The sequence below is a fragment of the Stenotrophomonas sp. RIT309 genome, from assembly GCF_000632045.1.
Lineage (GTDB): Bacteria > Pseudomonadota > Gammaproteobacteria > Xanthomonadales > Xanthomonadaceae > Stenotrophomonas > Stenotrophomonas indicatrix.
In genome coordinates, this window is the sequence record NZ_JFYS01000011.1 from 36,681 (window position 1) to 63,604 (window position 26,924).

Consider the following 26,924-nt stretch of genomic DNA (forward strand, 5'->3'; position numbering starts at 1 on the left):
AGGGAACCGGTGTGCAGAGCACACCGGCTCGCGGCTGGCGGAGCGTTTCTTTTGGTTACTTTTCTTTTCGCGAAAAGAAAAGTAACGCCTCGAGCACAGGCTCAGGCCGCTTCGTAAGTACCGTAGCTGCGCAGGCGCTTGTAGCGCTGGTCCAGCAGCTCTTCGGTGGACAGCGCATCCAGCGCGTCCAGCTCGTTCAGCAGCACGGCCTTCAGTCGCTTGGCCATCTGCGTCGGGTTGCGATGGGCGCCGCCGGTCGGCTCGCGCACGACCTTGTCGACCAGGCCCAGGCCCTTCAGGCGCGGCGCGGTCAGGCCCAGCTGCTCGGCAGCATCCTTGGCCTTGCCGGCATCCTTCCACAGGATCGAAGCACAGCCTTCCGGGGTGATGGTCGAGTACACCGCGTATTCCAGCATCACGGTACGGTCGCCCACGCCCAGCGCCAGTGCGCCGCCCGAGCCGCCTTCACCGATCACGGTGCAGATGATCGGCACCTTCAGTTCGGCCATTTCGATCAGGTTGCGCGCGATCGCTTCGGACTGGCCGCGCGACTCGGCATCGATGCCCGGCCAGGCGCCGGCGGTGTCGATCAGGGTCAGCACCGGCAGGCCGAAACGCTCGGCCATCTTCATCAGGCGCAGCGCCTTGCGGTAGCCCTCGGGCTTGGGCATGCCGAAGTTGCGCTTGATCTTTTCCTTGGTGTCGCGGCCCTTCTGGTGGCCGATGACCATCACCGAGCGGCCATTGATGCGGGCCAGGCCGCCCATGATCGCCTTGTCGTCGGCGAAGGCACGGTCGCCGGCCAGTTCCTGGAACTCATCGCAGATGATGCGGATGTAGTCGGCGGTGTACGGGCGCGACGGATGGCGGGCCAGCTGCAGCACCTGCCACGAGGTCAGGTTGCGGAAGATCTGTGCGGTGCGCACGCGCAGCTTGTCCTGCAGCGCATGCACTTCGGCCTCGACATTGACCGCCGGCCCGGCACTGGCGTTGCGCAGTTCCTGGATCTTGGCTTCCAGGTCGGCGATGGGTTGCTCGAAGTCGAGGTAGTTCGGATTCATCGGAAGCCGTCGTGTAAAGAAGAGGGGAATTCTAGCCGAATGCGCAGGAACGGCCCGTACGCCTTCGTCTGGAAGCCGACGGTAGCGCAGTGGGGGCCGGCGGCGCCAGTCGGTCCGCCGGCCGCCGGTTCAGGGCAGGACCAGCGCGCTGCGGGCCATTTCGGTACTTCGGATCGTCACGAAGTCGTTGTAGGCCTGGTTGGCTGCCGCCGGCAGCTTCGCGCCCAGCGTCATGGTGGCCTGGGTGAAGGCCATCTGCGCCTGGAAGTCTTCCTTGCGCAGGGCCTTCTGCTCGCTGGCCGTGGTGGCCTTCAGCCAGCGGGCATAGATGTCGCGCACCGGACCGGCATGGGCCTCGAAGGCCGGGTCCAGCGCGGGCAGCGCCGGCGCCGGTTCCAGCGTGTAGGCCGGGGCCACGTAGCCGGCGGGCTGCTCGCGCTTGTAGGCACCGGGTTCGCCCATGCTGGCCTCGATGTAGGTGATGAACTCGGGCGCGGTGAAGATCTTGGTGCTGATCCGGCCGCCGGTCGAGTCCACGTGCGCAACCACCTGCTCCTCGGGGAACGGCTCGCGCACGCCGAAGTTCCAGGTCTTGTCGATGAACAGGCCGTGGTGCTTTTCGAACGGTCCCTTGAACTCGACACCGCCCAGCTCGATGCCCAGGCCGCTGACGCCGAAGTTCTTCAGCTTGTCCTCGCCGGTCACATAGATCTCGCGCGCCGTCACGTACTCGCTGAGGCTGGGATTGATCAGGCCGCCGCGGCCGTCGGCGTAGACGATGAAGCGCACATCGCCCAGGCGGTCGGTATGCAGGTGATGCTCACCGGCAGCCAGGCTGATCGGTCGCGACGCGTGCGCGGCCACCGGCAGGTCCTTGCCATCGATGCTGATCGCCAGCGGCGCATCGGTCGGGTTGTCGATCTCGAAATCGACCTTGGAGGAACAGCCGGCCAGCGCGAGCGCGGCCATCATCGGCAACAGCAGGTTCTTCATTACGGGCAATCGTCCTTGACGTATGCAGTGGGAAAACAGCAACAGATCCGGGGCCAGCCTCAGCTGGCCCATGGCGGGCTGTAGCGCACCTTCAGCGTGCGCACGGCCGGTTCGGCGCGCAGCGCCTCCATCAGCTTGGAATCGACGCGCACCGCGCTCTGCCCGGAAACATCGAGCATGCCGGCGATGCCGCCATCGGGGCCCTTCAGCAGCAGGTCCAGGCGCAGGGGCGTGCGGCCGGGGCGATGGCGGTCGAGCAGGGCGTCGATGCGCTCCCATACCGGTCGCTGATGGCGCAGGTCCAACCGCAGCGACAGGCGCGTGGCGTAGTTCGCACAGACCTCGTCGAAGTCCCAGCACTGGCGGATGCGCAGTGCGAAGCCGCCATTGAATTCGTCTTCGCGCAGGCCGCCCTTGACCACCAGGATACGGTCCTTGGTCATCAGGTGGCCGAACTCGGCCATGGCATCGGAGAACGCGCTGCATTCGACGCGGCCACGGCCATCTTCCAGCTGGATGAAGATCTGGCTCTCGCCCTTGCGGCGCACGCCAACCACCTGGCCGGCAAGCACGGTCTGCACTTCCGGACGCCAGCGCTTCTCGCCGCCACCACTGTTGCTGTTGGCGCTCCAGATCTTTTCCACCGAGCCGAGGTCGGTACCGACCAGATCGCGCACGTCATCGCGCCACGGGTCGAACGGGTGGCCACTGAGGTAGAAGCCCAGCGTGTCGCGCTCGCCGTTGAGGCGCTGCAGCAACGGCCATTCGTCGGTTTCCTGCAGCTCCAGGTGGATGGCCTGCACGCCCGGCTCGGGGCCGCCGAACAGCGAGTTCTGGCCGGACGCACGCTCGCGCGCCATCTGTTCAGTGGCCTTGATCACTTCCGGCAGCTGCAGCATCAGCGAGGCACGGTTGTGGCCCAACTCATCCAGCGCACCGCAGTTGATCATTGCTTCCAGCGTGCGCCGGTTGAGCTTGGCCGAACCGATGCGGGTGCAGAAATCGAGCAGATCGGTGTAGTCGCCGCCGCGAAGGCGTTCGTCCACCACCGCTTCGCAGGCACCCTGGCCGACGCCCTTGATCGCCCCCAGGCCGTATTGGATCGTGTCCGGCGTGGACGCTTCAAACATGAAGGCGGACTGGTTCACCTTCGGCGGCAGCACGGTCAGGCCGAGGTTGCGTACTTCGTCCAGGAAGCCGACCACCTTTTCGGTGTTGTCCATGTCCGAAGACAGCGTCGCGGCCATGAACTCGGCCGGGTAATGGCGCTTGAGCCAGGCCGTCTGGTAACTCACCAGCGCGTAGGCGGCGGCGTGCGACTTGTTGAAGCCGTAGCCGGCGAACTTCTCCATCAGGTCGAAGATCGCATCGGCCTTGGCTTCGCCGACGCCGTCCTTGGCCGCACCTTCGCGGAAGATCTCGCGGTGCTTGGCCATTTCCGCCGGCACCTTCTTGCCCATCGCACGGCGCAGCAGGTCGGCGCCGCCCAGCGAGTAGCCGCCGACGATCTGCGCCATCTGCATCACCTGCTCCTGGTACACCATGATGCCGTAGGTGTCGCGCAGGATGCGCTCGGTGCGCGGATCGGGATACTCCACGTCTTCGCGCCCGTGCTTGCGGTCGACGAAGGAGGGAATCAGGTCCATCGGGCCGGGTCGGTACAGCGACACCAGCGCGATCAGGTCTTCGAAACGGTCGGGCTTGGCGTCCTTCAGCAGGCGGCGCATGCCCGAGGATTCGAACTGGAACACCGCGCCGGTATTGCCCGAGGCGAAGATGTCCTTGTAGGTGGGCGCATCGTCCAGCGGCAGCTGGGTGATGTCCACCGGCGGAATGCCGGCGCGCTCGTGGCGCTTGTTGATCGCCTTCACCGCCCAGTCGATGATCGTCAGCGTGCGCAGGCCGAGGAAGTCGAACTTCACCAGGCCGACTTCTTCAACGTCGTTCTTGTCGAACTGGGTGACCGGATTCTTGCCGCGGCCGTCTTCATCGTGTTCGGCGAACAGCGGGCAGAACTCGCTCAACGGCTCGGGCGCGATCACCACGCCACCGGCGTGCTTGCCGGCGTTGCGGGTCAGGTCCTCCAGCTGCCGCGCCAGGTCGATCAGGTCGCGGACGTCGTCTTCGCTCTGGTAGCGCTGGATCAGCTCGGGCGAAGCCATCTCGCTGTCCTTGCCCTCACCCATCGCATCCTTCAGCGAGATGCCGAGGATGTTCGGGATCAGCTTGGCGACGCCGTCGACCAGGCCGTAGGGGAAGCCGAGCACGCGGCCGGAGTCGCGCACCACCGCCTTGGCCGCCATGGTGCCGTAGGTGATGATCTGGCTGACCCGCTCGCGGCCATATTTGCGCGCAACGTAGTCGATGACCTCGTCGCGGCGGTCCATGCAGAAGTCGATGTCGAAGTCGGGCATCGACACGCGTTCGGGGTTGAGGAAGCGCTCGAACAGCAGGTTGTACGGCAGCGGGTCCAGATCGGTGATCTGCAGTGCCCACGCCACCAGCGAACCCGCACCCGAACCACGGCCCGGGCCGATCGGAATGCCCTGCGCCTTGCCCCACTGGATGAAGTCGGCCACGATCAGGAAGTAGCCGGGGAAGCCCATCTTGATGATGGTGTCCAGCTCGAACTCGAGGCGGTCGCTGTAATCCTGCGCGGTCATGCCGGGCGCGATGGGATTCTTTTCCAGGCGTGCGGCCAGGCCCTTGCGCGACTCGCTGCGGATCCAGCTGTCCAGCGTCTCCTCGTCGGGCACCGGATAGTCGGGCAGGAAGTAGGTGCCCAGGCGCATCTCGATGTTGCAGCGCTCGGCCAGCGCCAGCGTGTTGTCGATCGCATCGGGGATGTCGGCGAACAGCGCGCACATCTCTTCGGCCGACTTCAGGTACTGCTGGTCGCTGTACTCGCGCGGGCGCTTGGGGTCATCCAGTACGCGGCCGGTGGAGATGCACACGCGGGCTTCGTGCGCGCTGAAATCGGACGGCGACAGGAAGCGTACGTCGTTGCTGGCGATCACCGGCAGGCCACGTTGGCCGGCGGCCATCAGCGCGAACTGGTTGAAGCTCTCTTCGCCATCGCGGCCGGTGCGGGTCAGCTCCAGGTGCAGGCCGTCGCCGAACACGCGCTGCCAGTCGGCCAGCTGCTGCTCGGCCAGATCGTGCTTGCCATCCAGGGCCAGGCGCCCGGCCAGACTCTCACGGCCGGCCAGGGCGAACAGGTTGGCGTTGCCGGCCTTCAGCCAGTCCGGGTGCACCGCCACGCCGCCCTCGGGGCGATGGCCTTCCATCCATGCCCGGGTCAGCAGACGCGACAGGCTCAGGTAGCCCTCGCGGTCGCGGCACAGCAGGGTCATCCGCCACGGGTCCTGGCCTTCTTCGGCGATCATCACGTCGGCGCCGGCGATGGGCTTGATGCCCACGCCTTCGGCGGCCTTGTAGAACTTGACCAGGGCGAACAGGTTGTTGAGGTCGGTCACCGCCAGCGCAGGCAGGCCGAGTTCGACCGAGCGCGATAGCAGGTTGGCCTGCTTGGCCTTCTTCGGGTCAGCCTGGTCCGGCTTGGCCGGCACGCGGATGGTGGAGTCCGCCAGCGAGAACTCGGTGTGGACGTGGAGATGTACGAAGCGGGAGTTGGACATGCCGGACCAGGTTGGAGCGCGCAGGCCCCGGGTGCAGACGCGGGAATCGTCGCCGGGGTCGGGAAGCGCTGGAGTGCCCGGTCAGGGTAGCGAGGGCAGGGGGTTGCGACAAGGACTTGACGGTGCGCGATATCGCCAATGCCGCCGGGCATGGCACGGTGCTACCGGGGGCGTTCATGTTGCCGTGGTAGCGCCGGGCCATGCCCGGCGAACGTTCAGGCGATCGCGATGGCGGCCGCCCCAGCCGGCGGCGCCTCCAGGCACTCGCGCACCGGGGCGAAGCTGCGCCGGTGCTCCGCGCACGGGCCGTGTTCACGCAGGGCGGCCAGATGCGCCGGGGTGCCGTAGCCCTTGTGCTGGTCGAAGCCGTACTGCGGGTGGCGTGCGTGCAGGTCCAGCATGTAGCGGTCGCGCGAGACCTTGGCCAGGATCGAGGCCGCCATGATCGCGCGGTCGATGCCATCGCCGCCGACCAGCGCCTGCGCCGGCAGCACCAGCCCCTTGGGTACCACGTTGCCGTCGATGCGGGCGAAGCCGGCCACGTGGGCTACCGCCGCGACCACATCGCGCATGCCCTGCAGGGTGGCTTGATAGATGTTCAGGCGATCGATGGCTTCCACGTCCACCAGCACCACGTGCCAGGCCAGGGCGCGGTCGAGGATGCGGTCATGCAGCTGCTCGCGGCGGGCTGCGGTCAGCTGCTTGGAATCATCCAGGCCGTTCAGTCGTGGCCGCTGTGGATCGAACACCACTGCTGCCACCGCGACGGGGCCGGCCAGCGGTCCGCGTCCGGCTTCGTCGACACCGGCGATGCGGTGGCCGGGGTCGATCACCGCGGCACCATCGAACAAGGCCAGGCTGGCGGCTGCGGCGTGGCGGCGGCTCATGCCTTTTCCTGGCCGCGCACCAGCAGCTCGCCAACGGCATCGGCTGCGCGCGCCGATGCATTGCGGCGCAGTCGTTCATGCAGGCGCGCGTAGGTGCCCTGCAGGTCGGCGATCCGCTGCGGATGGTCGAACCACTGCTGGATGGCGGCGGCCAGTTTTTCCGGCGTGCAGTCGTGCTGCATCAGCTCTGGCGCCAGGTCCTGGCCGGCCAGGATGTTGGGCAGGGCGAAGCGGTCGACCTTGATCAACCCCAGCGCCTTCACCAGGCGGTACGTCAGTTCGTTGACCCGGTAGCCGACCACCATCGGACGCTTCACCAGCATCGCCTCCAGGGTGGCGGTACCGGAGGCCAGCACCACCACGTCGGCGGCGATCATCGCGTTGCGTGCCTGGCCGTCCAGTACATGCGAATAGGCCACCGGCAGCGCCGAGCGTGACAGCTGCTCTTCGATCAGGCGCCGGCAGGCCGCGTTGGCCGCCGGCACCACCACGTGCAGGCCGGGAATGCGCTCGGATACCTGCCAGGCGGCCTCGAAGAAGGCTTCGCCGAGCTTGGATATCTCGCCCAGGCGGCTGCCGGGAAGCACGGCCAGCACCTTGGCCGAGGCGGGCAGGCCGAGCTCGATCCGGGCCGCTTCCCGGTCGACGTGCAGCGGGATGTCATCGGCCATCGGATGGCCGACGAAGCGCGCGTCGATGCCGTGCTTGGCGTAGATCGGCGGTTCCATCGGGAACAGGCACAGCACCAGGTCGGCGCTGCTGCCGATCTTCTCGGCACGCTTCTCGCGCCATGCCCACACCGAGGGGCTGACGTAGTGCACGGTGCGCACGCCACGCTGTTTCAGCCAGCGTTCGATGCCCAGATTGAAGTCCGGAGCGTCGATGCCGATGAACACATCCGGTTGCCACTCCAGCGCACGCTGGCGGAAGGCCGAACGCAGCTTGAGCAGCCGCGGCAGATGGCGCAGGACTTCGGTCAGGCCCATTACCGCCAGTTCGCTGGCATCGTGCCAGGTCTGGCAGCCGGCGCTGCGCATGGCATCGCCGCCGATGCCTGCGAATTCGGCATGCGGGAAGCGGGCCTTCAGTTCGCGCACCAGGCCTGCGCCGAGCAGGTCGCCGGAGGCTTCACCGGCGACCAGGGCGATCCGCAACGGGCGCTCGCTGAGCACCCGGTGTGCAGGCACGCTACCGGCCATCGAGGCCAGCGAAATCACCTCGGCGCCGGCCGGCGCCTGGCCGGTCGCGCTGCTCATCGCAGCAGGTGCCTCTCGGTGTGCTCGATGAAGTCCAGCATCGACTTGACGTCGTCACTGTCGCGCGCCTGCTCGGCCAGCTGTGCCTTGGCTTCGGCCAGCGGCAGGCCCGCCACGTACAGCGTGCGGTAGGCACGCTTGATGGCGGTGATGCGCTCGGGATCGAAGCCGCGACGCTTCAGGCCCTCGCTGTTGATGCCGCGCGGGCGGCCCAGCGAGTCGGTGCCGACCATGGTGAACGGGGGCACGTCGCCATTGGTCAGCGCGCCCATGCCGAGGAAGGCATGTGCACCGATGCGGCAGAACTGGTGCGCACCGGCGAAGCCGCTGATGATCACGTAGTCACCCACGGTCACGTGCCCGGCCAGCGTGGTGTTGTTGGAGAACACGCAGAAGTTGCCGACGTGGCAATCGTGGGCCACGTGCGTGTAGGCCAGCATCCAGTTGTCATCGCCGATGGTGGTGATGCCACCGCCGCCGCCAGTGCCACGGTTGAGGGTGACGAACTCGCGGAACACGTTGCGGTCGCCGATCACCAGTTCGGTGCGTTCACCGCCGTACTTCTTGTCCTGCGGTTCGCCGCCGACCGCGACATGGCCGATGAAACGGTTGTCGCGGCCGATCCGGGTCGGGCCATGGATGCTGCAGTGCGGACCGACCTCGGTGCCGGCACCGATCTCGACATCCGGCCCGATGATCGTGAACGCGCCCACGCGGACATCGTCGGCCAGGCGCGCCGACGGATCGATCACGGCAGTGGGGTGGATCAGGGGGGCGTTGTCGCTCATCTCGGACCTCCAGCCAGGGTCATTCGCGGGTGCCGGCGCACAGCACCTCGGCGCAGGCGACGACTTCGCCGTCGACCTTGGCCACGCAGTCGTACACGGCCATGTTGCGGATCACGCGCTTGATCTCCACGTGCATCTCCAGCACGTCACCGGGCACCACCTGCTTGGTGAAGCGGGCCTTGTCGACCTTGACCATGTAGAACAGCTTGGACTGCGCATCGCGGCCCAGCGTCAACTGGGTCAGCACGCCGCCGGCCTGGGCCATGGCTTCGATGATCAGCACGCCGGGCATGATCGGCTGGCCCGGGAAGTGGCCCTGGAAGAACGGCTCGTTGATGCTGACGTTCTTGGTCGCGACGATCGTGCGCTTCTCGTAGTCGATCGACACCACCTTGTCCACCAGCAGGAACGGGTAGCGGTGCGGAAGCAGCGTCTGGATCTGCGCCATGTCCGGCAGGGTCTGGGTGTGGCTCATTCTTTCTCCTTGCTCACAGACAGGATGCGACGGGCCAGGGCATCGAGCTGCTTGAAGCGCGCGGCATTCTTGCGCCACGTGCGGTTGTCGGTCAGGGGCGTGCCGGAGGAATACTCGCCCGGCTCGGTGATGGAGTTGCGGACCACCGATTTGCCGGTGATCACGACCTTGTCGCAGATTTCAAGATGACCGACGACGCCAACGGCGCCGCCGAGCAGGCAGTAACGGCCGATCTTGGCGCTGCCGGCAATGCCGGTGCAGCCGGCGATGGCCGAGTGCGCGCCGATCTGCACGTTGTGTGCGATCTGTACCAGGTTGTCCAGGCGGACGTCCTCGGCCAGCACGGTGTCTTCCAGCGCGCCACGGTCGACACAGGTGTTGGCGCCGATCTCGCAGTCGTCGCCGATGCGCACGCCGCCAAGCTGCGGCACCTTGATCCATTTACCAGCGTCCATGGCCAGGCCGAAGCCATCGGCGCCCAGCACGGCGCCGGGATGGATGCGCACGCGCTTGCCCAGCTTGACGCGGGTGACCAGGGTGACGCGGGCGATCAGTTCACAGCCGCTGTCGAGGGTGCAGTCTTCGCCGATGATGCTGCCGGCGCCGATGATGCAGTTCTCGCCGATGACGCTGCGTGCGCCGATGGTGACGAACGGACCGACGTGGGCGCTGGCGGCGACCTGCGCCTGCGGATCGATCACTGCGCTGGGATGGATGCCGGGCGGGCGGGTCGGGGCGATGTCGAACAGCGCGCCGATCTTGGCAAAGGTGGTGTAGGGGTCCTTGGCAACCAGCGCGGTGCCGGGAGCCGCGTCGGCATCCTCGGCGCGCAGCACCACGATGCCGGCCTGGCTGTCGGCCAGCTGGGCGCGGTAGCGCGGATTGGCAAGGAAGGTCAGCTGGCCGGCACCGGCATGGGCGAGGGTGGCCACGCCATCGATGGCGGTGCCTGGGTCGCCATGGACCTGCAGGCCGAACTGATCGGCGAGTTGCTGGGCGGTGTAGGTAGGAGTATTCACGGCGGGAGTTTAACGTGTGACGCCATTGCGGTCATGCGGGAGCAAAAGCCGGCGCCTGGCTGATCCGTGGGGCGATGGCGCAGGGGGCTGCCCAGGACACGCCGTAAACCCATCCCTGGGGGCTCGATGGCGCCATCCATGGCGCCAACGGTCCTGGTCAGCCCCCTGCGCCATCGCCGGATAGTCTTCCGCGTGCGAGCGGATCCAACGTCCACAGTCGCCTGCAGAACCGGGCCATACTCGGCTCACCGCGCGTCAGCGTGCGCTTCAATAACGAAAACGCCGGGCAATGCCCGGCGATTCAAGACCCGTCTGGTGGAAAGCCCCCCTTTGTTAAGGGGGGCGCGCCAACGGCGCGGGGGATAGGGAGCAGGATAGGCCCCGCGGTTTGCATCGCAAACCGTGGGAACGTTTGGTGGCCAGTTAGAACTGGCCACCAAACGTAAATTGCAGACGTTCGATCTCGTCGCCGTCCTTCTTCTTCAGCGGGAACGCATAGCTGATCGAGATCGGGCCGACCGGGGCGCGCCACAGCAGGGCTACACCGGTGGAGACGCGCAGCTCGTTGGCCTTGAAGTTGTCGGTGCCGTTGTAGACGTTGCCGAAGTCGACGAAGGCCGACACACGGGCCGACGGGCTGTCGAACAGGCGCGGGAAGTAGGCTTCGACCGAACCGACGGTCTTCAGCGAACCACCCAGCGGCTGGCCGTTCGGGTAGCCGTTGGTGACTTCGCGCGGGCCGAGGGTGTTGTCCTCGAAGCCACGAACCGAGTTGGTACCACCGGCGTAGAAGTTCTCGTAGAACGGCAGGCCCGACGCGGTGACGGTGCGGGTGGTGCCGTCGCCGTTGTCGATCACGCGGGTCTTGTCGTTGCCGTAGGCATCGCCGTAGCCGATTTCGGCGCGGGTGTTGATCACCAGCGAGGGGATGATCGGCCAGTACTTGCTGATCTGGTAGTTCAGCTTGTAGTACTCGATGGTCGAACCCGGCAGCGTGGTTTCCAGGCCCACGCGCTGGTAGGTACCGCGGGTCGGCATGAAGTAGTCGTTGCGCGAGTCGCGGGCCCAGCCCAGCTCGGTGCGCCACGCATGGAAGGTGCGGCTGCCGACGGCATCGATGTAATCGATGATCGACTTCGGGGTCGAGCCCGCGTACGTGGTGATCTGGTTGCTGTCGATGCCGAACATCAGCGAGACGGTGTCGGTCTCGGTGATCGGCACGCCGAATACCACCTGCGCCGAACCGTTGGTGCTGTTGTACTGCGCGGTGTTGAAGTCGGAGTAGTCCAGTTCGCGCCAGGACAGGTTGTAGCCCAGCGAAACGCCGTCATCGGTGAAGTACGGGTTGGTGTAGCTGAAGCCGTAGCGCTGCAGGTAGCTGCTGCGCGAAGCTTCGACCGACACGCGGTTGCCGCCGCCCAGGAAGTTGTTCTGCGACAGCTGCACCGAGGTGGTCATGCCGTAGGACTGCGAATAGCCCAGGCCGAACACGAAGCTGCCCGAGGTGGTTTCCTTGACGTTGTAGACGACGTCGACCTGGTCGTTGCTGCCGCTGACGGGCGGGGTTTCCACTTCCACCGCCTCGAAGTAACCCAGGCGCTGCAGGCGGATCTTGGAACGGTCGATCGCGGCCTGCGAGTACCAGCTGTTCTCGAACTGGCGCATTTCACGGCGCATCACCTCGTCGGAGGTGCGGGTGTTGCCCTTGAAGATGATGCGGCGGACGGTCACGCGCGGGCCGGGCACGACCTGCATGTTGACCGCCACGGTCTGCTCGGCGCGGTTGGTGGTCGGAATCGGGTTCACCTTGGCGAAGGCATAACCGATGTTGGACAGCGAGTTGGTGATCGAGTCGGAGCTGAATTCCAGCAGGGCACGCGAGAACGTGTCGCCGGACTTCTGCACGACCATGCGCTCGACGTCTTCCTGCGGCAGGATCGTATCGCCGCTGACCTTGATCTCGGAGATCTTGTACTGGTCGCCTTCGGTCACGCCGGCGGTGATGAACATGTCGCGCTTGTCGGGGCTGATCGACACCTGCGTCGAGTCGATGCTGAAGTCGACATAGCCGCGGTCCAGGTACCAGGAGTTGAGCTTTTCCAGGTCGCCGGACAGCTTTTCCTTGGAGTACTGGTCGTCACGGCGGTACCACGACGCCCAGTTGTGCTCCTTGGACTCCCAGTACTCCAGGATGTCCTTGCTGTCGTACTTCTCGGTGCCGACGATGTTGACGTGGCGGATCTTGGCCGCCTTGCCTTCCTTGATCGCGATGGCGATGTCGACGCGATTACGGTCCAGCGGGCTCACGGTCGGGGTGATGTCGACGGTGTATTTGCCACGATCGTTGTACTGGCGGCGAAGTTCCTGGGTCACGCGATCCAGGCTCAGGCGATCGAAGGTGCCGCCTTCGGTCAGGCCGATGTCGGACAGGCCCTTGAGCAGCTGGTCGGACTTGATGTCCTTGTTGCCGGTGACGGTCAGCTTGTTGATCGCCGGGCGCTCCTTGACGGTCACCACCAGGATGCTGCCCTGGCGATCCAGCTGTACGTCTTCGAAGAAGCCGGTCTTGTACAGGGCGCGGATGGTTTCGCCGACCTTGCTGTCGGTGACCGTCTCGCCACGCTCGACCGGCAGGTAGGTGAACACCGTACCGGAGCTGATGCGCTGCAGGCCGTCGACGCGGATGTCGCTGACAGTGAAGGGCTCGGCTGCCTGGGCCAGGGCGGGAGCGCCGGTGACGGCGGCGAGGGCGAGGGCCAGCAGGCGGCGATTGGGGAGTCGCGTCATGTCACGTCCGGTAGGAAGGTCGATTTCATTGGTAAGGGATGCCGACGCAGTAGACGGCAAAAACATGGAAAAGTTCATCGCGGGACCAGGCCGAGGATGTCGTTGTAGAACGCCAATCCCATCAGCCCGGCCAGCAACGCCAGGCCGATGTATTGGCCGGCGGCGACGGCACGCTCGCTCAGCGGGCTGCCCTTGACCAACTCGATAAGGTAATACAGCAGGTGGCCGCCGTCCAAGATGGGGATCGGCAGCAGGTTGATGATGCACAGGCTCAGCGACAACAGGGCGAGGAACTGGATGAACCAGTCCACGCCGCGTTTGGCCGAAATATTGGCAACCCGGGCAATGGTGACCGGGCCGGAAACGTTCTGCAGCGAGGCTTTGCCGGTCACGATCCGGCCCATCATGGCCAATGAATCGGCGGCCATCCTGCCGGTTTCGCGCACCGCGACCGTGACCGACTGCAGCGGGCCGAACTTGAGCAGGGTGTCGTAGGCGGGGCTGTAGCTCTGGGCAAAGCCGGCGCCGATCTGCCAGATGGGCTGGCCCTTGCCGTCCTTGCCCTGGCGTGGGGTGATCTCCAGCGCCAGGCGCTCGCCACCACGCAGCACCTCGATCATCGCCGGGCCACCGCGGCGGCCGAGGCTGCCCACTTCGCTGATGGCCTGCTCGACGCTGTCGATGCGCTGGCCGTCGATCGCCACGATCAGATCGCCGGCCTGCAGGTGACCCTCTGCAGCCGAACCTTTCACGATGTTATCCACCAGCGGCGGCTGCAGCCACGCACGCCAGTACACGCCGGCCAGGATCGGAACCCGGCGTTCATCGAAACCGGCCGGCAGCTGCGACAGCGGCAGGGTGCGCGAGCGCAGCTGGTCTGCGGGGTCGAGCACCTCCAGGGTCACATCGCGACGGTCCAGCGCCGCGGCGGTCAGGGCCATGCTGGCCTCACCCAGGGTGATCACATCGCGGCCGTCCACGCGCAGCAGGCGGTCACCACTGCCGAGCCCGGCCGTGGCGGCCATGCCGGTAGCGCGGCCGACGGTTGCCGAATAGTCCTGCTTGCCGATCACGAACATCGCCCACAGCAGCAGGATGCACAGCAGCAGGTTGGCGATCGGGCCGGCCGCAACAATGGCGATGCGCTGCCACACGGTCTTGTGGTTGAAGGCCTGGCCACGCTCGTGCGGATGGACCTCGACTTCGCGTTCGTCGAGGAATTTCACATAGCCGCCCAGCGGGATGGCGGCAATGGCGAACTCGGTGCCATGGCGGTCGCGGCGCGACCACAGCGGACGGCCGAAGCCCACCGAGAAGCGCAGCACCTTGACCCCGCACAGGCGCCCGACCCAGTAGTGCCCGAATTCGTGGAAGGTGACCAGCAGCCCAAGGCTGACGATCATCCACCAGACCGATCCGATGAAGTCAGTCATGCAGGTTCACATTGGCGGACACGGGCGGCGGCGTCATACGGGATGGGTGCGCTGTTCAGGTGGCGGCGATGGCGTTCAGGGTCAGCTGGCGGGCCCGCTGGTCGGCGGACAACAGAACCTCAAGTGTATCGGCTGGTTCGGTCGGCAGTGTTGAAAGAGCGTTAGCAACCAGCGTCGGAATGGTCAGGAAGCCTATGCGGCCCTGAAGAAACGCTGAAACAGCCTCTTCGTTGGCGGCGTTCAGCACCGCCGGGGCGGTGCCACCGGCGCGCATCGCTTGCCACGCCAAGGCCAGGCAGGGGAAGGCCTCGGTGTCGGGGGCCTCGAAATCCAGCCGGCCCTGGGCGAGCAGGTCCAGCCCGGACACGCCCGATTCGATCCGTTGCGGCCAGCCCAGGCCTACGGCCAGGGTGGTGCGCATGTCCGGCAGGCCCATCTGCGCCAGCGTGGAGCCGTCAACGAACTCCACCAGCGAATGCACCAGGCTCTGCGGGTGTACCAGCACCTCGATGCGTTCGCCGGGGATGCCGAACAGGTGGTGGGCCTCGATGACCTCCAGGCCTTTGTTCATCAACGTCGCCGAATCGACCGAGATCTTCGGCCCCATCGACCACTTCGGATGCGCCACGGCCTGGGCCGGGGTGACCTGCTGCAGTTCGGCGCGGCTGCGCCCGCGGAATGGGCCACCCGAGGCGGTCAGCAGGATGCGGCGCACGCCGGCACCGTCGAGGCTGGCATCACGTGAGCGCAGGCACTGGAAGATCGCACTGTGCTCGCTGTCGATCGGGATGATCTCGGCGCCGGCACGTTCGGCGGTACGGGTCAGCAGTTCGCCGGCCAGTACCAGCGATTCCTTGTTGGCCAGCAGGATGCGCTTGCCGGCCGCAGCGGCGGCCAGGGTCGAGGACAGGCCGGCGGCGCCGACGATCGCGGCAACCACGGTGTCGCAGGCGTCGCTGGCCGCCAGCTGGTCCAGCGCGGCATGGCCAGCGTGGGCCTGGGTAGCCAGGCCGGCTTCGCGCAGGCCGTCGCGCAGTTCGGCATACAGGGTTTCATCGGCGATCACCGCATGCGCGGGCCGGTGCTGCCGGCACAGGGCCAGCAGCGCCTGTACCTGGCGGCCGGCGGCAAGCACGGTGGCCTGGTACCGCAGCGGATGGCGGGCGATCACGTCAAGCGTGGAGGCACCAATCGAGCCGGTGGCGCCGAATACGGCGACCCGGCGCAGGTCTGCAGCAGCTTCCATGGTCAGAACCCGAAGATTTCCTTGCCCAGTGCGAACACCGGGATGGCCGCCAGCACGCCGTCGACGCGGTCGAGCACGCCGCCGTGGCCGGGGATCAGGTGGCCTGAATCCTTGGCGCCGGCATGGCGCTTGATCAGGCTTTCGAACAGGTCGCCCAGTACCGAGGCGAATACGGCCACCACCGAGGTAACCAGCAGGCCGGGCAGGTGCGCGGCATCGATGCCGGCCAGCCAGCCCAGGCCGACGGCCACCGCAACGCCGGCGATCAGCCCGCCGACGAGGCCTTCCCAGGTCTTGTTCGGGCTGATCCGCGGTGCCAGCTTGTGCTTGCCGAAGTGACGGCCAGCGAAGTAGGCGCCCGAATCAGCGGCCCAGACCAGTGCCAGCGCGGCCAGCAGCCACAGGTGGCCCTGATGGCCGGGCGGGTCGCCGCCGGCATGGATCAGCACCAGCGCAGCCCACGCCGGCACGATGGCCAGGGTGCCGGCCAGCAGCTTGAGGATGCGCGCCGGACTGCCAGGCTGCGCGCCGAAGTTGAAGAAGCGCAGCCACACCAGCGCGCCCAGCCACCACGCCACGCCCACCAGGGTCGCGATCTGGAACAGCACCAGGGTGCCGGCATCGGCCCACACCAGCAGCACCATCAGCACCAGGTTGAGGACCAGCAGCACGGTGCGGGCGAGGGTGTCTTCGACGTCGGCCAGCTTCAGCCATTCCCACAGGCCGATCAGCAGCACGGCAGCGGCGGCGGCGGCCAGCCATTGCGTGGGCAGCAACAGGATCGCAGCAATGGCGACCGGCGCCATGATCAGCGCGGCGAGGACTCGGGTCTTGGTCATGGGCTGGACGTCTCGGTGGCCAGGGCGGCGATCTGGGCGCTGGTCAGGCCGAAGCGGCGCTCACGGCTGGCGTAGGCATCCAGCGCCAGCTGCAGCTGCGCGGCATCGAAATCCGGCCACAGCGCTTCGGTGAACCACAGCTCGGTATACGCCAGCTGCCACAGCAGGAAATTGCTGATGCGGGTATCGCCGCCGGTGCGGATGAACAGGTCCGGTGGCGGCAGGTCGGCCAGGGCCACCTGTCGCCCCAGCAGGGATTCGTCGATCTGCTCGGGAAGCAGGCGGCCGGCTGCAACTTCAACAGCCAGTGCGCGTGCGGCACGGGCGATGTCCTGACGGCCACCATAGCTGGCGGCGATCGACAGGGTCAGTGTGCTGTTGTCGGCGGTGCGCTGTTCGGCGAGCTGCATGCGGCTGACCAGGGCAGCACCGAAGCGCTCGCGTTCGCCGATGAAGCGCACGCGCACGCCGCGCCGATGCAGCTCGTCCACTTCGCGGTCGAGCGCGCCGAGGAACAGCTTCATCAACGCATCGACTTCTTCCTGCGGCCGGCCCCAGTTCTCGCTGGAGAACGCGAACAGGGTCAGCGCCGGAATGCCCAGTTCCAGGCAGCGCTCGATGGTGCGGTTTACCGCGCGCGCGCCGGCTCGATGGCCGATCACGCGGGGGCGACGGCGCTGCTGTGCCCAACGCCCGTTGCCATCCATGATGATGGCGACGTGGCGCGGGAGGGCGGCCGGCAGGGGAGGCGGGACTGAAGGCATCGACTTCAGACCGACATCAGTTCCTTTTCCTTGTCGGCGACGACCTTGTCGATATCCTTGATGTTGGCATCGGTCAACTTCTGGATATCGTCTTCGCCGCGCTTCTTGTCGTCTTCGCTGATCGCCTTGTCCTTCAGCAGCTTGGCGATTTCCTTGTTCGCATCCTGGCGGATGTTGCGCACGGCGATCTTGGCGCCTTCGCCTTCCTTCTGTACCTGCTTGGCCAGTTCCTTGCGGCGCTCTTCGGTCGGCGGCGGCAGGTTGACGCGGATCGAGGTGCCGATGGTGTTCGGGGTCAGCTCGATGTTGTACAGGCCCTTCTCGATCTCCTTGATCATGCTCTTGTCGAAGGGCGTGACCAGCAGGGAGTGGGCGTCGGCGTTGGAGACGGACGCTACCTGGTTCAGCGGCGTGCTGGCGTTGCCGTAAGCATTGACCGTGACACGGTCCAGCAGGGCCGGCGTTGCGCGGCCGGTGCGGATCGAAGTGAGGGTGTGCTTAAGAGCGTCGATGCTCTTGGCCATGCGCGTCTGCGCGTTGTTCTTGATGTCGTTGAGCATCGCCAGGGTCCTGGATGTAACTGGAATCGGGCGATTATAGGCGAATACGGGACGCCGCCGGGCCTGAATCGGCCCGGAGGTCGCCTTGCGCTCAGCCTCAGGCCGGATCGCGGCCCTGGACGAGGGTACCGATGTTCTCGCCGTGCAGGATCTTCAGCAGCTCGCCCGGCTGGCCCATGTCGAACACGCGCATCGGCAGGTCGCTGTCACGGGCCAGGGCGAAGGCGGCGGTATCCATCACTTCCAGGCCACGGCGGATCACTTCGTCGTAGCTCAGGCTGTCGAAGCGGACAGCGTCGCTGTACTTGTTCGGATCCTTGTCGTACACGCCATCGACCTTGGTTGCCTTCAGCAGCAGGTCGGCGCCGATCTCGATCGCGCGCAGGGCGGCGCCCGAGTCGGTGGTGAAGAACGGGCTGCCGACGCCTGCGGCGAAGATCACCAGGCGGCCCTTTTCCAGGTGGCGGATGGCGCGGCGGCGGATGTAGTCCTCGCACACGTCGTTGATCTTGATCGCGCTCATCACGCGGGCCTTTGCGCCCACTTTTTCCAGCGCATCCTGCATGGCCAGCGCGTTGATGACCGTGGCCAGCATGCCCATCTGGTCGCCGGTGACGCGGTCCATGCCGCCAGCGGCCAGGCCAGCACCGCGGAAGATGTTGCCACCACCGATGACCAGGGCGACTTCGGCGCCGGCCTGCTGGGCCTCGACGACTTCACGGGCCAGGCGGTTGATGATCTTGGGGTCGATGCCGTAGTCCTCATCTCCCATCAGCGCCTCCCCGGAAAGTTTCAACAGGATGCGGCGATAGGCGAGCTTGGACATAGGGACCTCGGGTGCGTGGAAATCGCGGGCGATTCTACGCGCAAGCGGCGCGCGGCCAAAGCGTTTTGTGCACTGCGGCGCAAAATACCGGTGTGCCCCGTGCATCCGGGGCGCACCATTCAGCCCAGCTCGGCGCCAGCGGTGGCAGACAGTTCATCATGCCCCAGTTCGCCGGGAGAGCGTGCGATGACCCGGTTGCGACCCAGGTTCTTGGAGCGGTAGAGCACGTCATCGGCGGCGCGCAGCAGGTCCTGCACGCCGGCAAAGCGCTCGTAGCCGCCCTGGGTGGCCACACCGGCCGAGAAGGTGATGAACAGCGGGCCACCTTCCAGTTCCGCCATCGGGGTGGCGACGATGTTCGCCAGTACCCGGCGGATCACGTCCAGGGCCACAGATTCACTGGTATTGGGCAGCAGCGCGACGAACTCCTCGCCGCCGAAGCGGGCCACGGTGTCGCTGTTGCGCAGCTGCCCCTGCAGCTTGCCGGCAAAGGCGCGCAGCACCTCGTCGCCGGTCAGGTGGCCGTGCGCATCGTTGATCTTCTTGAAATCGTCCAGGTCGATGAAGGCCACCGACAACGGCCAGCCATGGCGGCCGGCGCGCAGGAATTCCTGTTCCAGCACGGCTTCGAGCTGGCGGCGGTTGAGGACGCCGGTCAACGCGTCGCGATGGGCCTGGTCGGCCAGGCGCTTGGCGCGGGCCTCGAATTCATCGGCGCGGCGGCGGGCCTGGTCGGCATCCTGCAGCTCGCGCAGGTTGCGCAGGGTGGCCAGTTCCTGGGCGTGGTCAATCAGTTCACGCACGCGTGCCGGCGAGTTCAGGCCGTTCTCGAACAGGCTGGCGATGTCCGGCAGCGCTTCGCTGATCCGCGCCAGCACCTGGTCGAAGCGGGCGCTGTCCATCTGCAGGCGGTCGTGGACCTGCTGCAGGGCGCGTTCGCGTGCGCCATCGGCGTCTTCATCCAGCCAGATGTCGGCGACGGCACCAGACAGCTGTACGCAGGCCTGGAACGGATTTTCGGCGGTGACTTCGTCTTCGCTGTGGCGGATGCTGTCCACCAGGTAGCGCGGCAGGCCCCACTCCTCGGCCACCCATGCACCGACGTCGGCGTGGCTGCAGCCGAGTTCCTGGCGCTCGCGCGCGATCAGGTCGGGGTTGTCGCGCGCTTCGCGCAGCAGCGGTAGGTAGCGTTCGGATTCGGCCTGGGCCAGGCACAGCACGCCCATGTCCTGCAGCAGCCCGGCCAGCATCAGCTCCTCCAGTCGGCGCAGGCCGCGGGCCTGGCCGAGCTGGCTGGCAGCCAGCGCGCTGAGGATGCTGCGCTTCCAGGCGCGTTGGCGCAGATCGTGGTCGGCGCCGCCTTTGCCGGTCAGGCCCTGGGTGACAGTGAAGCCCAGGGCGAGGCTGATCGTAGCGTTCAGCCCGAGCATGGTCAGCGCCTGGCCGAGGTTCTCGATCCGGCGCCGGCTGGCATACAGCGGTGAATTGGCGATACGCAGCATGCGCGCACTCAGCGCCATGTCGATGGCGATGATGTCCGCAGCGGTTGCGATGTCCGCCTCCGGGTCCTGGGCCAGTTCGATGATGCGCAGGGCAATACCGGGCGGCGAGGGGAGGTTGCGGCAAAGCGCCAGTGCAGCTGTCAGCTCGGGAGGCATGTCGGGTCGTTCAATTCCATTAGGACAAGAATACCTAGGAATGCATCACAGTCTGCGAATTTCGTTCCTGTTATGTGACTGCAGGTTCCCTTTGCCGAGTATCGGCTTGATTCGCGTGCAACGCAAAGGTGTCGGTGTGCGCACCAGCGGTGCGCACCCACAGATTCGGCCACCCACAGGTGAAGGGCACCCACAGGCCCACCGGCATAAAAAAAGAGCCGCGGTTTCCCGCGGCTCCTTCTGGTTTCATTACAGCCGTGAGGCTGGAATCAGACCTGCATCGCCTTGGCAACTTCGGCGGCGTAGTCTTCCACCACCTTCTCGATGCCTTCGCCAACGACCAGCAGCTGGAAGCCAGCCACGTCGGCGCCGGCGGCCTTGACCACCTGCTCGACGGTCTTGTCGCCGTCCAGGACGTAGCTCTGGCCGTACAGGGTCACTTCGCTGACGATCTTGTTGATCTTGCCGCTGATGATCTTTTCCAGGATGTCGGCCGGCTTGGACTTGTCCTTCTCGGACATCTTGGCCAGTTCGATTTCCTTTTCCTTTTCCACGAACTCGGCCGGCACATCGGCAGCCTTGTTGTGCGGCGGCTTCAGCGCGGCCACGTGCATGGCCAGGCCGCGAGCCAGTTCGGCGTCGCCGCCGATCAGGTCGACCAGCACGCCGACCTTGCCGTTGGTGTGGACGTAGGAACCGACGTTGCCAGTGGTGTCCAGCTTGACCAGGCGACGGATCTGGATGTTCTCACCCAGGGTCTGCACGGCGGTCGCGCGGGTTTCTTCGACGGTCTGGCCGGTCGGCAGGGTGGCCGACTTCAGGGCTTCCACGTCGGCGGCGCCCGATGCCAGTGCAGCGGCGGCGACGGAATCGACGAAGTTCTTGAAGTTGATGTCGTTGGCGACGAAGTCGGTTTCCGAGTTGATCTCGACCAGCACGGCCTTGCCACCGTCCTGGGCCAGGCCCAGACGACCTTCGGCGGCCACGCGGTCAGCCTTCTTGTCGGCCTTGGCAGCGCCGGACTTGCGCAGCGCTTCAGCAGCGGCGTCGATGTTGCCGCCGGCCTCGGTGAGCGCCTTCTTGCATTCCATCATGCCGGCGCCAGTGCGCTCGCGCAGTTCCTTGACCAGGGAAGCAGTGATTTCCACGGGATTACCTCACGAAAGAAAGGGGTTGGGCCGGCATGGTGGCCGGCCCGTGTGACAGTTTCCTGTCGTCGCGCCATCGGCAGCGGACAGGAAAGGTGGGCGCGTGGCGCCCACCGGGGCCTGGATCAGGCCTGGGCTTCGCCCTTGTCGGCAGCAGCCTTCTTGGCCGGAGCGCGGCGAGCCGGCTTGCCTTCTTCGGCCGGAGCGTCGGCGAACTCTTCTTCACGGACGGTGGCAGCGTGCGGTGCAGCAGCCTTGCCTTCCAGCACGGCGTCAGCAGCGGCGCGTGCGTACAGCTGCACGGCACGGATGGCGTCGTCGTTGCCCGGGATCGCGTAATCCACCAGCTCCGGGTTGTAGTTGGTATCGACGACGGCGATCACCGGGATGCCGAGCTTCTTGGCTTCCTTGATGGCGATGTCTTCGTGGCCGATATCGATGACGAAGATCGCGTCCGGCAGACGGTTCATGTCCTTGATGCCGCCCAGCGAGGCTTCCAGCTTGTCGCGCTCGCGACGCAGGCCCAGCACTTCGTGCTTGACCAGCTTCTCGAAGGTGCCGTCGGATTCACCGGCTTCCAGTTCCTTCAGGCGGGCAACCGACTGCTTGACGGTACGGAAGTTGGTCAGGGTGCCGCCCAGCCAACGCTGGTTCATGAACGGCATGCCGCAACGCTCGGCTTCTTCGCGGATCGACTCACGTGCGCTGCGCTTGGTGCCCAGGAACAGGATGGTGCCGCGCTTCTGGGCAACCGACGAGATGAAGTTCATCGCGTCGTTGAACAGCGGGACGGTCTTTTCCAGGTTGATGATGTGGATCTTGCCGCGGGCGCCGAAGATGTACGGAGCCATTTTCGGGTTCCAGTAGCGGGTCTGGTGGCCGAAGTGGACGCCGGCTTCCAGCATCTGACGCATGGTGACCTGAGGCATTGCAGAACTCCTGATGGGGAACCGGCGATTCCGCCCGCGGGATAGGTATGCGGGACGCGTGGAAGCGCTGAAGGTTCCGGGGTTGGGCTTCCCTGTTGCCTCCGTGGCCGAACTCCTTGCGGAGCACCCCGGCACGGATGGGGGCAGCAGGTGTGGATTCACCGGTTACGTCCGGTGTGGACGGTGTCCCGCGCACGGGGCGGCAGGACATCCGGGCAATTATAGCCCGCTTGGCTGGCTCGCTGCAATTGCGGGTGCCCGCGCCGCCAGGATGACCTCCGTTCCGTCCTGCAGGCGGGCATGGAACCTGCCGCCTGCATAGCCATCGGCGCGCGGCGGCAGCTGCCACTGGCGCTGGCGCGCCGCCAGTACGTAGCCGGCAAGACCGGGCAGCAGCAGGCTGCGCTGGCCGCCAGCCGTCTCATAGGCTAGGTCGCTCAAGCGCGCGTGCCGGGTGCCACTGTTCAGCAGTCTCAGCATGAATTGCGACCCGTTGACCACCAGCTCTGCCTGCAGGCAGGGGGACGCTGGGCCGACCGGTTCGCTGCGGAACAGGGGCAGTGAATAGCGCGGCATGGCCGGTTCTGCTGGTGCCAGGATGATACGGAATGCCTGTTCAGCGGCGACAGGCGCGGACGACGCCGGCAGCAACCACACGCGCTGGCGGGCGCCGGCCGGCAGGTCCAGCAGGGTCGGACTGGCCAGCACCTGCGCACTGCGTTGCAGGTGTTCGGCGCCCGGTTGCTGGTCCCACGCCCAGATCTGCACTTGGCCGCGCCAATGCCCGGGGCCAGGATTGTGCATCCACAGCTCGGACCGCCCCTGTGCAGCAGGCAGGTGCAGGGTGGTCGGCATCAGGTCCAGCGCCTGCAAGGGCATGGGCAGCAGTGCCATCAACAGGGGCAGCAGCCGGCGCATCAGTAGTAAGTGGTGGGCGGTTCGGGCAGCGAATGCCCCTGTTCGTCCTGCGCTGGCGAGGCCAGTTCACGCACCTGGCGCGGCAGGTGACCGCCGTCGCTGTGCTGCTGTGGCACCGGGCAACGTGGGCCGCCCTCCGTGCCGACGCAGCCTTCAACCACGGTCAGGCGGATCTGCATTGGGACGGGCGCCGGGTCGGCCCACGCTGTCGTGCTGGCGATGCACATCGCTCCGATCAGTACTGCCCGAACCACCTGCGATCCACCGTGTTGTCGACCTGATGCGCGGTATCGGCCGAGATGGGGGATTCTGTAGAGCGGGCTCCCCTCAGTAGGTGATCGTCACCTGCACCAGGTCGTTGTAGGTGCCCGCCGGAGGCTGTCCGGCAACGGGAGGCACACGCCCGAATATGTTCAGTGTCTGCGCGCTGCCAGTGCCGACGCCGCTTAAGGTGTCCACGGTGAGCGTATTGCCCCAGCGCAGGCTGCGCGCAGCGTCCCGGTACAGCTCGTAGGTCAGGTAATAGCTGTTGCCGCCGATGGTGGTGCGCATGCGCCGGGTGGTAGTAAGGGCCGGGTTGTTCTGACCGTTGTTCAGGCCGACCTGGTAGGCGGTGCGCTTGAGGCAGGTCAGCGTCAGGGTGGCGGTCTGGTCGATGTTGGCGGGAATGCCGCCGGTGACGTTGCCGAAATTCATGGTGGTGGTGAGGTAGCTGCCGCATTGCGGCAGCACGGTGGCAGTGGCATTGAAGGTGAAGGCATTGCTGGCGGTGTTGGTGCCGGTAGCGCCGCCATTGCAGGTGGCCGGCACGGTGGCGGTGCCCAGCAGCACCTCGTTCCAGGCCCAGGTGAGCACCACGTTGGCCCCGGTGAAGGTGCTGCTGTAGTTGCCGGAGGCCAGCACCTGGTTGGCCGGGATCTGTGCGAACAACTGCGTGGTACGGCTGCCGGAGCCGCCGATCAGCGGCACGTTGTAGGTCATCGTCAGTTCCTGTGCAGGCGGTGTACCGCGCGGTGCCAGGCCGGTGACTTCGCTGTAGTTGGCGACGTTGTAGATCTGGAAATTGAGCGGATCACTACTGCCGTTGACCATTGTCCGCCACGGCGAAGTACTGGTGCCGCCGGTGCCATTGCCCAGGCCGATGCAGACGCGGATGCCGGTGGTGGCGACCAGGCTGAGTGCGGCGGTGGAGCAGTTCACGGTGATGTTCAAGGTGCCGGGGGTGGCACCTGCCGCGCCGCTGCTGACGTTGCCGAAGGGCAGCAGCGCGTCGGCGGTGGCGGTGCAGGTCGCGGCCGCGCGTGTCGGTGCACTGGCGATCAGGCCGGCCAGAAGCAGCAGGCCGAGCAGCAGCATCCTCATGGCGCCACCTCCGGCACGCATTGCAGCGGGACCGGGCGCGCGCTGGCCCCGACGGCGACCACCTGCGGTCCCGGCACGCGGACCCGGCACTGGCCACCGCTGCTGGTGATGTACAGCACGCTGCCAGGTGCAACGTCCTCCAGGTACAGCAGGCCGTCGTAGCCGACGGTGGCCTGGCGGCCTTCGGGCAGCTGCACTTCGCTGCCCACCTCCAGCGGTTGCCCCCTCATGTCCTGCAGGATCAGCCGCAATGACGCGCGCGAACGCAGGTTGAAGGTCAGGCCGGTGCCGGCGCGCTGGCGGGGTGTCACCCAGTCCTCGATGCGATCAGCGCGCATGTCCGCCGGCAGGTCCAGGGTGTCGATGGAGACGCGGTTGCGCTGCCAGGACAGCAGCGGGCTGATCAGCAGCAGGCCACGCTCGTCGGTGGCACCGATCAGGCGGTTCTCAAGCCGCACCGGCACACCGCCAACGCCATTCGTGCTGACCACGGCGAAGGCATCGGCGACTTCGCGGGCGGCGAAGGTGTGCCCGGCCATCCACACCAGGCTGCCGCTGGCGCTGCCATAGGCGTAGTTGAGGCCCGCCTGGCGGGAGGCACCGAAGGCGTAGCGGCCGACATCGTTGAGGATGCCGACTTCGGCCAGGCCGCCGCTGCCGCCGTCGCCGTGGCGGACCTGCGCGCGCCAACCGATACCGCCTGCGCTGCCGTCGCCCGGGACCGGCTGGGTGACATCGGCGACCCAGTTCTGGCGGTCGCCATTGCGCTGGCTGGACAGGCTGGCCTGGCGGTTGTTGCCCAGGCTTGCAGTCAGCGACAGGTAGACGCTGCGGTCATCACTGTCGTCCAGGTTCTGGTTGACCGACAGGTAGGCCGACCAGCGCGGGCTCCAGCTGCGTGACCAGAACAGGCTGGCATAACGGTTGTCATCGCCATCGGGGTAGCGAAGGCGAAGGTAACTGGCGCTGAGGGTGCCCAGGCGCAACAGGTCCAGGCCGACCGTGGCCTGCTCGCTGATGCTGGGCGGCAGGTTGGCCTGCAGCGTGCCCAGGTCGCGGTAGTCGCCGTGGCTGCGCACGCTGCGCAGGTTGAAATTGAAGCGCCGGTTGTTCCAGCTGTACCCCAGCGCCCACTGTCCGCCCTGCAGGCCCTGGTAGCGGCTGTGGGCATAGGCGGCATTGAGCACGCCGGCGCCGCCCAGCAGCCACCAGCCACCCACGCCGGCCTGGGCGAGGCCGCCGCCGCCCTCGGCATGTGCTTCACCGGTGAATGTGTCGCTGACGCCGCCGCGCCAGCTGGCGCTTGCCACGGTACGGTCGTCGTAGGCGAAGGAGCGTTCGCCGAACTGCTCGCGCAGCTGGCCGACGCCGAGCGACCAGTCCGACAGACCCTTGGCCAGCAGCTGCTGGGTGCCGTAGAAGCTGAAATCCAGGGTCTGCATGCGGCCGAAGGCATCGGTAACCACCACCTGCGCGCTGCCGGTACCGCTGATGCCCGGCTGCGCCGCCAGCTGGAACGGCCCGACCGGTACCTGGCCGCTGTATTGGCGCAGGCCATCCACATACAGCTCGACCGTGGATGGCACCACCGCCTGGCCAAGGAAGGCCGGGGTGGGGGTGAGGACGCGATACGGCTGCAGCCCGTAATTGCGGCCGATCTGGATGCCGCCCAGGCGTACCGGCCGGCTCCAGTCGACAAACCCGCTGTAGAAATCGCCCACCTCCAAAGTCAGCGCCTTGTCCGGGAAGTCCAGCGTCCAGCGCGTATCGAGGCGTACGCTTTCGCTGCGCCAGTGGCGGTCTCCGGTCTGGTAGCGACGGCTGACGGCGGTGTTCTCGAAGGTGCCGGTACCGATGCCGAACACTCGCAGTTCAGAGCTCAGGGTAAGGTTGCCGAGGCTGTCGACACGGCTGCCGTACAGGTCGTAATTGAGCAGGACGCCGGGCGAGGCGCTGCCGCGGGAAGCGCGGACCTGCGGGCGGCTGAGCACGGTCGTGGGCAGGGTCAACTGGTCCAGTGGTACGTCCAGCGCGAGGGTCTGCAGGTGCGCGTCATAGCGCACCACCGCACCGCTGATCTGGTCGAGGTATACCGGGGCAGCGCCGCTGGCGTTGAAGCCAAGCTGGCGCAGGATCTCGGGGCTGGCCTGCAGGCGGCCACGGTTGTCGGTGAAGGGCAGCAGGCCGCGTGGCGTGCTGTTGAGGGTCACGTCCAGGTACAGCGTCTGGTTGGCCGTGAGTGGGGTTGGTGGCGGCAGCAGGGCATCGGCGGAGACCCCGGAGACATCGGCTGCATGAGCCGCCGGGGACAGGGCCGCACCGAGCGCTGCGCTCATC

Annotated in this window: 22 protein-coding genes; all 22 read right to left on the bottom strand. The window is 66.7% G+C overall.

Translation table 11 applies throughout. From position 1 onward, the window contains the following. Nucleotides 1-101 precede the first annotated feature (101 nt). The 22 genes from BW38_RS13370 to BW38_RS13265 all read right to left on the bottom strand — a co-directional run bounded on the left by BW38_RS13370 (nucleotide 102) and on the right by BW38_RS13265 (nucleotide 26,923). Nucleotides 102-1,061, bottom strand: coding sequence for an acetyl-CoA carboxylase carboxyltransferase subunit alpha (locus BW38_RS13370; RefSeq protein WP_025877686.1), 960 nt, complete (start codon nucleotides 1,059-1,061; stop codon nucleotides 102-104). A 129-nt stretch (nucleotides 1,062-1,190) separates the two neighbouring features. Further along, on the bottom strand, nucleotides 1,191-2,054 hold the full coding sequence (locus BW38_RS13365) for a hypothetical protein (protein ID WP_032975779.1): 864 nt from the start codon (nucleotides 2,052-2,054) through the stop codon (nucleotides 1,191-1,193). A gap of 59 nt (nucleotides 2,055-2,113) precedes the next feature. Then, complete coding sequence (gene dnaE / locus BW38_RS13360) at nucleotides 2,114-5,692, bottom strand: DNA polymerase III subunit alpha (protein ID WP_032975780.1); 3,579 nt, start codon at nucleotides 5,690-5,692, stop codon at nucleotides 2,114-2,116. Between the two features lie 215 nt (nucleotides 5,693-5,907). Then, nucleotides 5,908-6,579, bottom strand: a complete 672-nt coding sequence (locus BW38_RS13355) for a ribonuclease HII (protein WP_032975781.1) — start codon at nucleotides 6,577-6,579, stop codon at nucleotides 5,908-5,910. Next, nucleotides 6,576-7,778 (bottom strand): lipid-A-disaccharide synthase, encoded by a 1,203-nt coding sequence (gene lpxB / locus BW38_RS13350; protein WP_223482669.1) that lies wholly within the window; start codon nucleotides 7,776-7,778, stop codon nucleotides 6,576-6,578. Before lpxB ends, BW38_RS13355 begins: the two co-directional genes overlap by 4 nt. A 53-nt stretch (nucleotides 7,779-7,831) precedes the next feature. After that, a complete protein-coding gene (gene lpxA, locus BW38_RS13345; protein ID WP_025877677.1) occupies nucleotides 7,832-8,623 on the bottom strand; it encodes an acyl-ACP--UDP-N-acetylglucosamine O-acyltransferase in 792 nt (263 codons plus the stop codon). Nucleotides 8,624-8,642: 19 nt separating this feature from the next. Further along, nucleotides 8,643-9,098: a 3-hydroxyacyl-ACP dehydratase FabZ gene (fabZ, locus tag BW38_RS13340; RefSeq protein WP_025877675.1), complete on the bottom strand. Its 456-nt coding sequence runs from the start codon at nucleotides 9,096-9,098 to the stop codon at nucleotides 8,643-8,645. Further along, complete coding sequence (gene lpxD / locus BW38_RS13335) at nucleotides 9,095-10,117, bottom strand: UDP-3-O-(3-hydroxymyristoyl)glucosamine N-acyltransferase (RefSeq protein ID WP_032975782.1); 1,023 nt, start codon at nucleotides 10,115-10,117, stop codon at nucleotides 9,095-9,097. The genes fabZ and lpxD overlap by 4 nt, the downstream gene beginning before the upstream one ends. 423 nt (nucleotides 10,118-10,540) lie before the next feature. Beyond that, nucleotides 10,541-12,904, bottom strand: coding sequence for an outer membrane protein assembly factor BamA (gene bamA, locus BW38_RS13330; RefSeq protein WP_032975784.1), 2,364 nt, complete (start codon nucleotides 12,902-12,904; stop codon nucleotides 10,541-10,543). 74 nt (nucleotides 12,905-12,978) lie between these two features. Continuing rightward, on the bottom strand, nucleotides 12,979-14,337 hold the full coding sequence (gene rseP, locus BW38_RS13325; protein WP_032975787.1) for an RIP metalloprotease RseP: 1,359 nt from the start codon (nucleotides 14,335-14,337) through the stop codon (nucleotides 12,979-12,981). Between the two features lie 55 nt (nucleotides 14,338-14,392). Then, complete coding sequence (locus tag BW38_RS13320) at nucleotides 14,393-15,583, bottom strand: 1-deoxy-D-xylulose-5-phosphate reductoisomerase (RefSeq protein WP_032975788.1); 1,191 nt, start codon at nucleotides 15,581-15,583, stop codon at nucleotides 14,393-14,395. A gap of 2 nt (nucleotides 15,584-15,585) precedes the next feature. Further along, nucleotides 15,586-16,422: a phosphatidate cytidylyltransferase gene (locus tag BW38_RS13315; protein ID WP_025877667.1), complete on the bottom strand. Its 837-nt coding sequence runs from the start codon at nucleotides 16,420-16,422 to the stop codon at nucleotides 15,586-15,588. After that, entirely contained in the window at nucleotides 16,419-17,186 is a 768-nt protein-coding gene (gene uppS / locus BW38_RS13310; RefSeq protein WP_032975790.1) for a polyprenyl diphosphate synthase, read from the bottom strand. Before uppS ends, BW38_RS13315 begins: the two co-directional genes overlap by 4 nt. Nucleotides 17,187-17,191: 5 nt before the next feature. Continuing rightward, nucleotides 17,192-17,746 (bottom strand): ribosome recycling factor, encoded by a 555-nt coding sequence (frr, locus tag BW38_RS13305; RefSeq protein WP_025877664.1) that lies wholly within the window; start codon nucleotides 17,744-17,746, stop codon nucleotides 17,192-17,194. A gap of 97 nt (nucleotides 17,747-17,843) precedes the next feature. Further along, nucleotides 17,844-18,572, bottom strand: coding sequence for a UMP kinase (gene pyrH / locus BW38_RS13300; RefSeq protein ID WP_025877663.1), 729 nt, complete (start codon nucleotides 18,570-18,572; stop codon nucleotides 17,844-17,846). A 119-nt stretch (nucleotides 18,573-18,691) separates the two neighbouring features. Further along, the gene (locus tag BW38_RS13295) at nucleotides 18,692-20,230 is read right to left on the bottom strand and encodes a GGDEF domain-containing protein (protein ID WP_032975791.1); all 1,539 of its coding nucleotides are present in this window, start codon (nucleotides 20,228-20,230) and stop codon (nucleotides 18,692-18,694) included. Between the two features lie 269 nt (nucleotides 20,231-20,499). After that, nucleotides 20,500-21,378 carry a translation elongation factor Ts gene (gene tsf, locus BW38_RS13290; RefSeq protein WP_032975792.1) on the bottom strand — a complete coding sequence of 293 codons (879 nt, stop codon included), beginning with the start codon at nucleotides 21,376-21,378 and terminating at the stop codon, nucleotides 20,500-20,502. Nucleotides 21,379-21,503: 125 nt separating this feature from the next. Continuing rightward, on the bottom strand, nucleotides 21,504-22,307 hold the full coding sequence (gene rpsB, locus BW38_RS13285) for a 30S ribosomal protein S2 (RefSeq protein ID WP_025877657.1): 804 nt from the start codon (nucleotides 22,305-22,307) through the stop codon (nucleotides 21,504-21,506). A gap of 219 nt (nucleotides 22,308-22,526) precedes the next feature. After that, nucleotides 22,527-23,225, bottom strand: a complete 699-nt coding sequence (locus tag BW38_RS13280; RefSeq protein ID WP_032975793.1) for a fimbria/pilus periplasmic chaperone — start codon at nucleotides 23,223-23,225, stop codon at nucleotides 22,527-22,529. Beyond that, nucleotides 23,225-23,404, bottom strand: a complete 180-nt coding sequence (locus BW38_RS13275) for a hypothetical protein (RefSeq protein ID WP_235189922.1) — start codon at nucleotides 23,402-23,404, stop codon at nucleotides 23,225-23,227. The genes BW38_RS13280 and BW38_RS13275 overlap by 1 nt, the downstream gene beginning before the upstream one ends. 148 nt (nucleotides 23,405-23,552) lie before the next feature. After that, on the bottom strand, nucleotides 23,553-24,587 hold the full coding sequence (locus BW38_RS13270) for a spore coat U domain-containing protein (RefSeq protein ID WP_032975795.1): 1,035 nt from the start codon (nucleotides 24,585-24,587) through the stop codon (nucleotides 23,553-23,555). Beyond that, nucleotides 24,584-26,923, bottom strand: a complete 2,340-nt coding sequence (locus BW38_RS13265; RefSeq protein ID WP_032975797.1) for a fimbria/pilus outer membrane usher protein — start codon at nucleotides 26,921-26,923, stop codon at nucleotides 24,584-24,586. The genes BW38_RS13270 and BW38_RS13265 overlap by 4 nt, the downstream gene beginning before the upstream one ends. Nucleotide 26,924: the final 1 nt, after the last annotated feature.

Coding starts and splice junctions, on each gene's coding strand:
- bamA (WP_032975784.1), bottom strand. CDS start 12,904: ATGACGCGACTCCCCAATCGCCGCCTGCTGGCCCTCGCCCTCGCCGCC.
- rpsB (WP_025877657.1), bottom strand. CDS start 22,307: ATGCCTCAGGTCACCATGCGTCAGATGCTGGAAGCCGGCGTCCACTTC.
- BW38_RS13295 (WP_032975791.1), bottom strand. CDS start 20,230: ATGCCTCCCGAGCTGACAGCTGCACTGGCGCTTTGCCGCAACCTCCCC.
- BW38_RS13270 (WP_032975795.1), bottom strand. CDS start 24,587: ATGAGGATGCTGCTGCTCGGCCTGCTGCTTCTGGCCGGCCTGATCGCC.
- uppS (WP_032975790.1), bottom strand. CDS start 17,186: ATGCCTTCAGTCCCGCCTCCCCTGCCGGCCGCCCTCCCGCGCCACGTC.
- frr (WP_025877664.1), bottom strand. CDS start 17,746: ATGCTCAACGACATCAAGAACAACGCGCAGACGCGCATGGCCAAGAGC.
- pyrH (WP_025877663.1), bottom strand. CDS start 18,572: ATGTCCAAGCTCGCCTATCGCCGCATCCTGTTGAAACTTTCCGGGGAG.
- BW38_RS13315 (WP_025877667.1), bottom strand. CDS start 16,422: ATGACCAAGACCCGAGTCCTCGCCGCGCTGATCATGGCGCCGGTCGCC.
- BW38_RS13320 (WP_032975788.1), bottom strand. CDS start 15,583: ATGGAAGCTGCTGCAGACCTGCGCCGGGTCGCCGTATTCGGCGCCACC.
- lpxB (WP_223482669.1), bottom strand. CDS start 7,778: ATGGCCGGTAGCGTGCCTGCACACCGGGTGCTCAGCGAGCGCCCGTTG.
- fabZ (WP_025877675.1), bottom strand. CDS start 9,098: ATGAGCCACACCCAGACCCTGCCGGACATGGCGCAGATCCAGACGCTG.
- lpxA (WP_025877677.1), bottom strand. CDS start 8,623: ATGAGCGACAACGCCCCCCTGATCCACCCCACTGCCGTGATCGATCCG.
- BW38_RS13355 (WP_032975781.1), bottom strand. CDS start 6,579: ATGAGCCGCCGCCACGCCGCAGCCGCCAGCCTGGCCTTGTTCGATGGT.
- rseP (WP_032975787.1), bottom strand. CDS start 14,337: ATGACTGACTTCATCGGATCGGTCTGGTGGATGATCGTCAGCCTTGGG.
- dnaE (WP_032975780.1), bottom strand. CDS start 5,692: ATGTCCAACTCCCGCTTCGTACATCTCCACGTCCACACCGAGTTCTCG.
- BW38_RS13365 (WP_032975779.1), bottom strand. CDS start 2,054: ATGAAGAACCTGCTGTTGCCGATGATGGCCGCGCTCGCGCTGGCCGGC.
- BW38_RS13275 (WP_235189922.1), bottom strand. CDS start 23,404: ATGCAGATCCGCCTGACCGTGGTTGAAGGCTGCGTCGGCACGGAGGGC.
- BW38_RS13280 (WP_032975793.1), bottom strand. CDS start 23,225: ATGCGCCGGCTGCTGCCCCTGTTGATGGCACTGCTGCCCATGCCCTTG.
- BW38_RS13370 (WP_025877686.1), bottom strand. CDS start 1,061: ATGAATCCGAACTACCTCGACTTCGAGCAACCCATCGCCGACCTGGAA.
- BW38_RS13265 (WP_032975797.1), bottom strand. CDS start 26,923: ATGAGCGCAGCGCTCGGTGCGGCCCTGTCCCCGGCGGCTCATGCAGCC.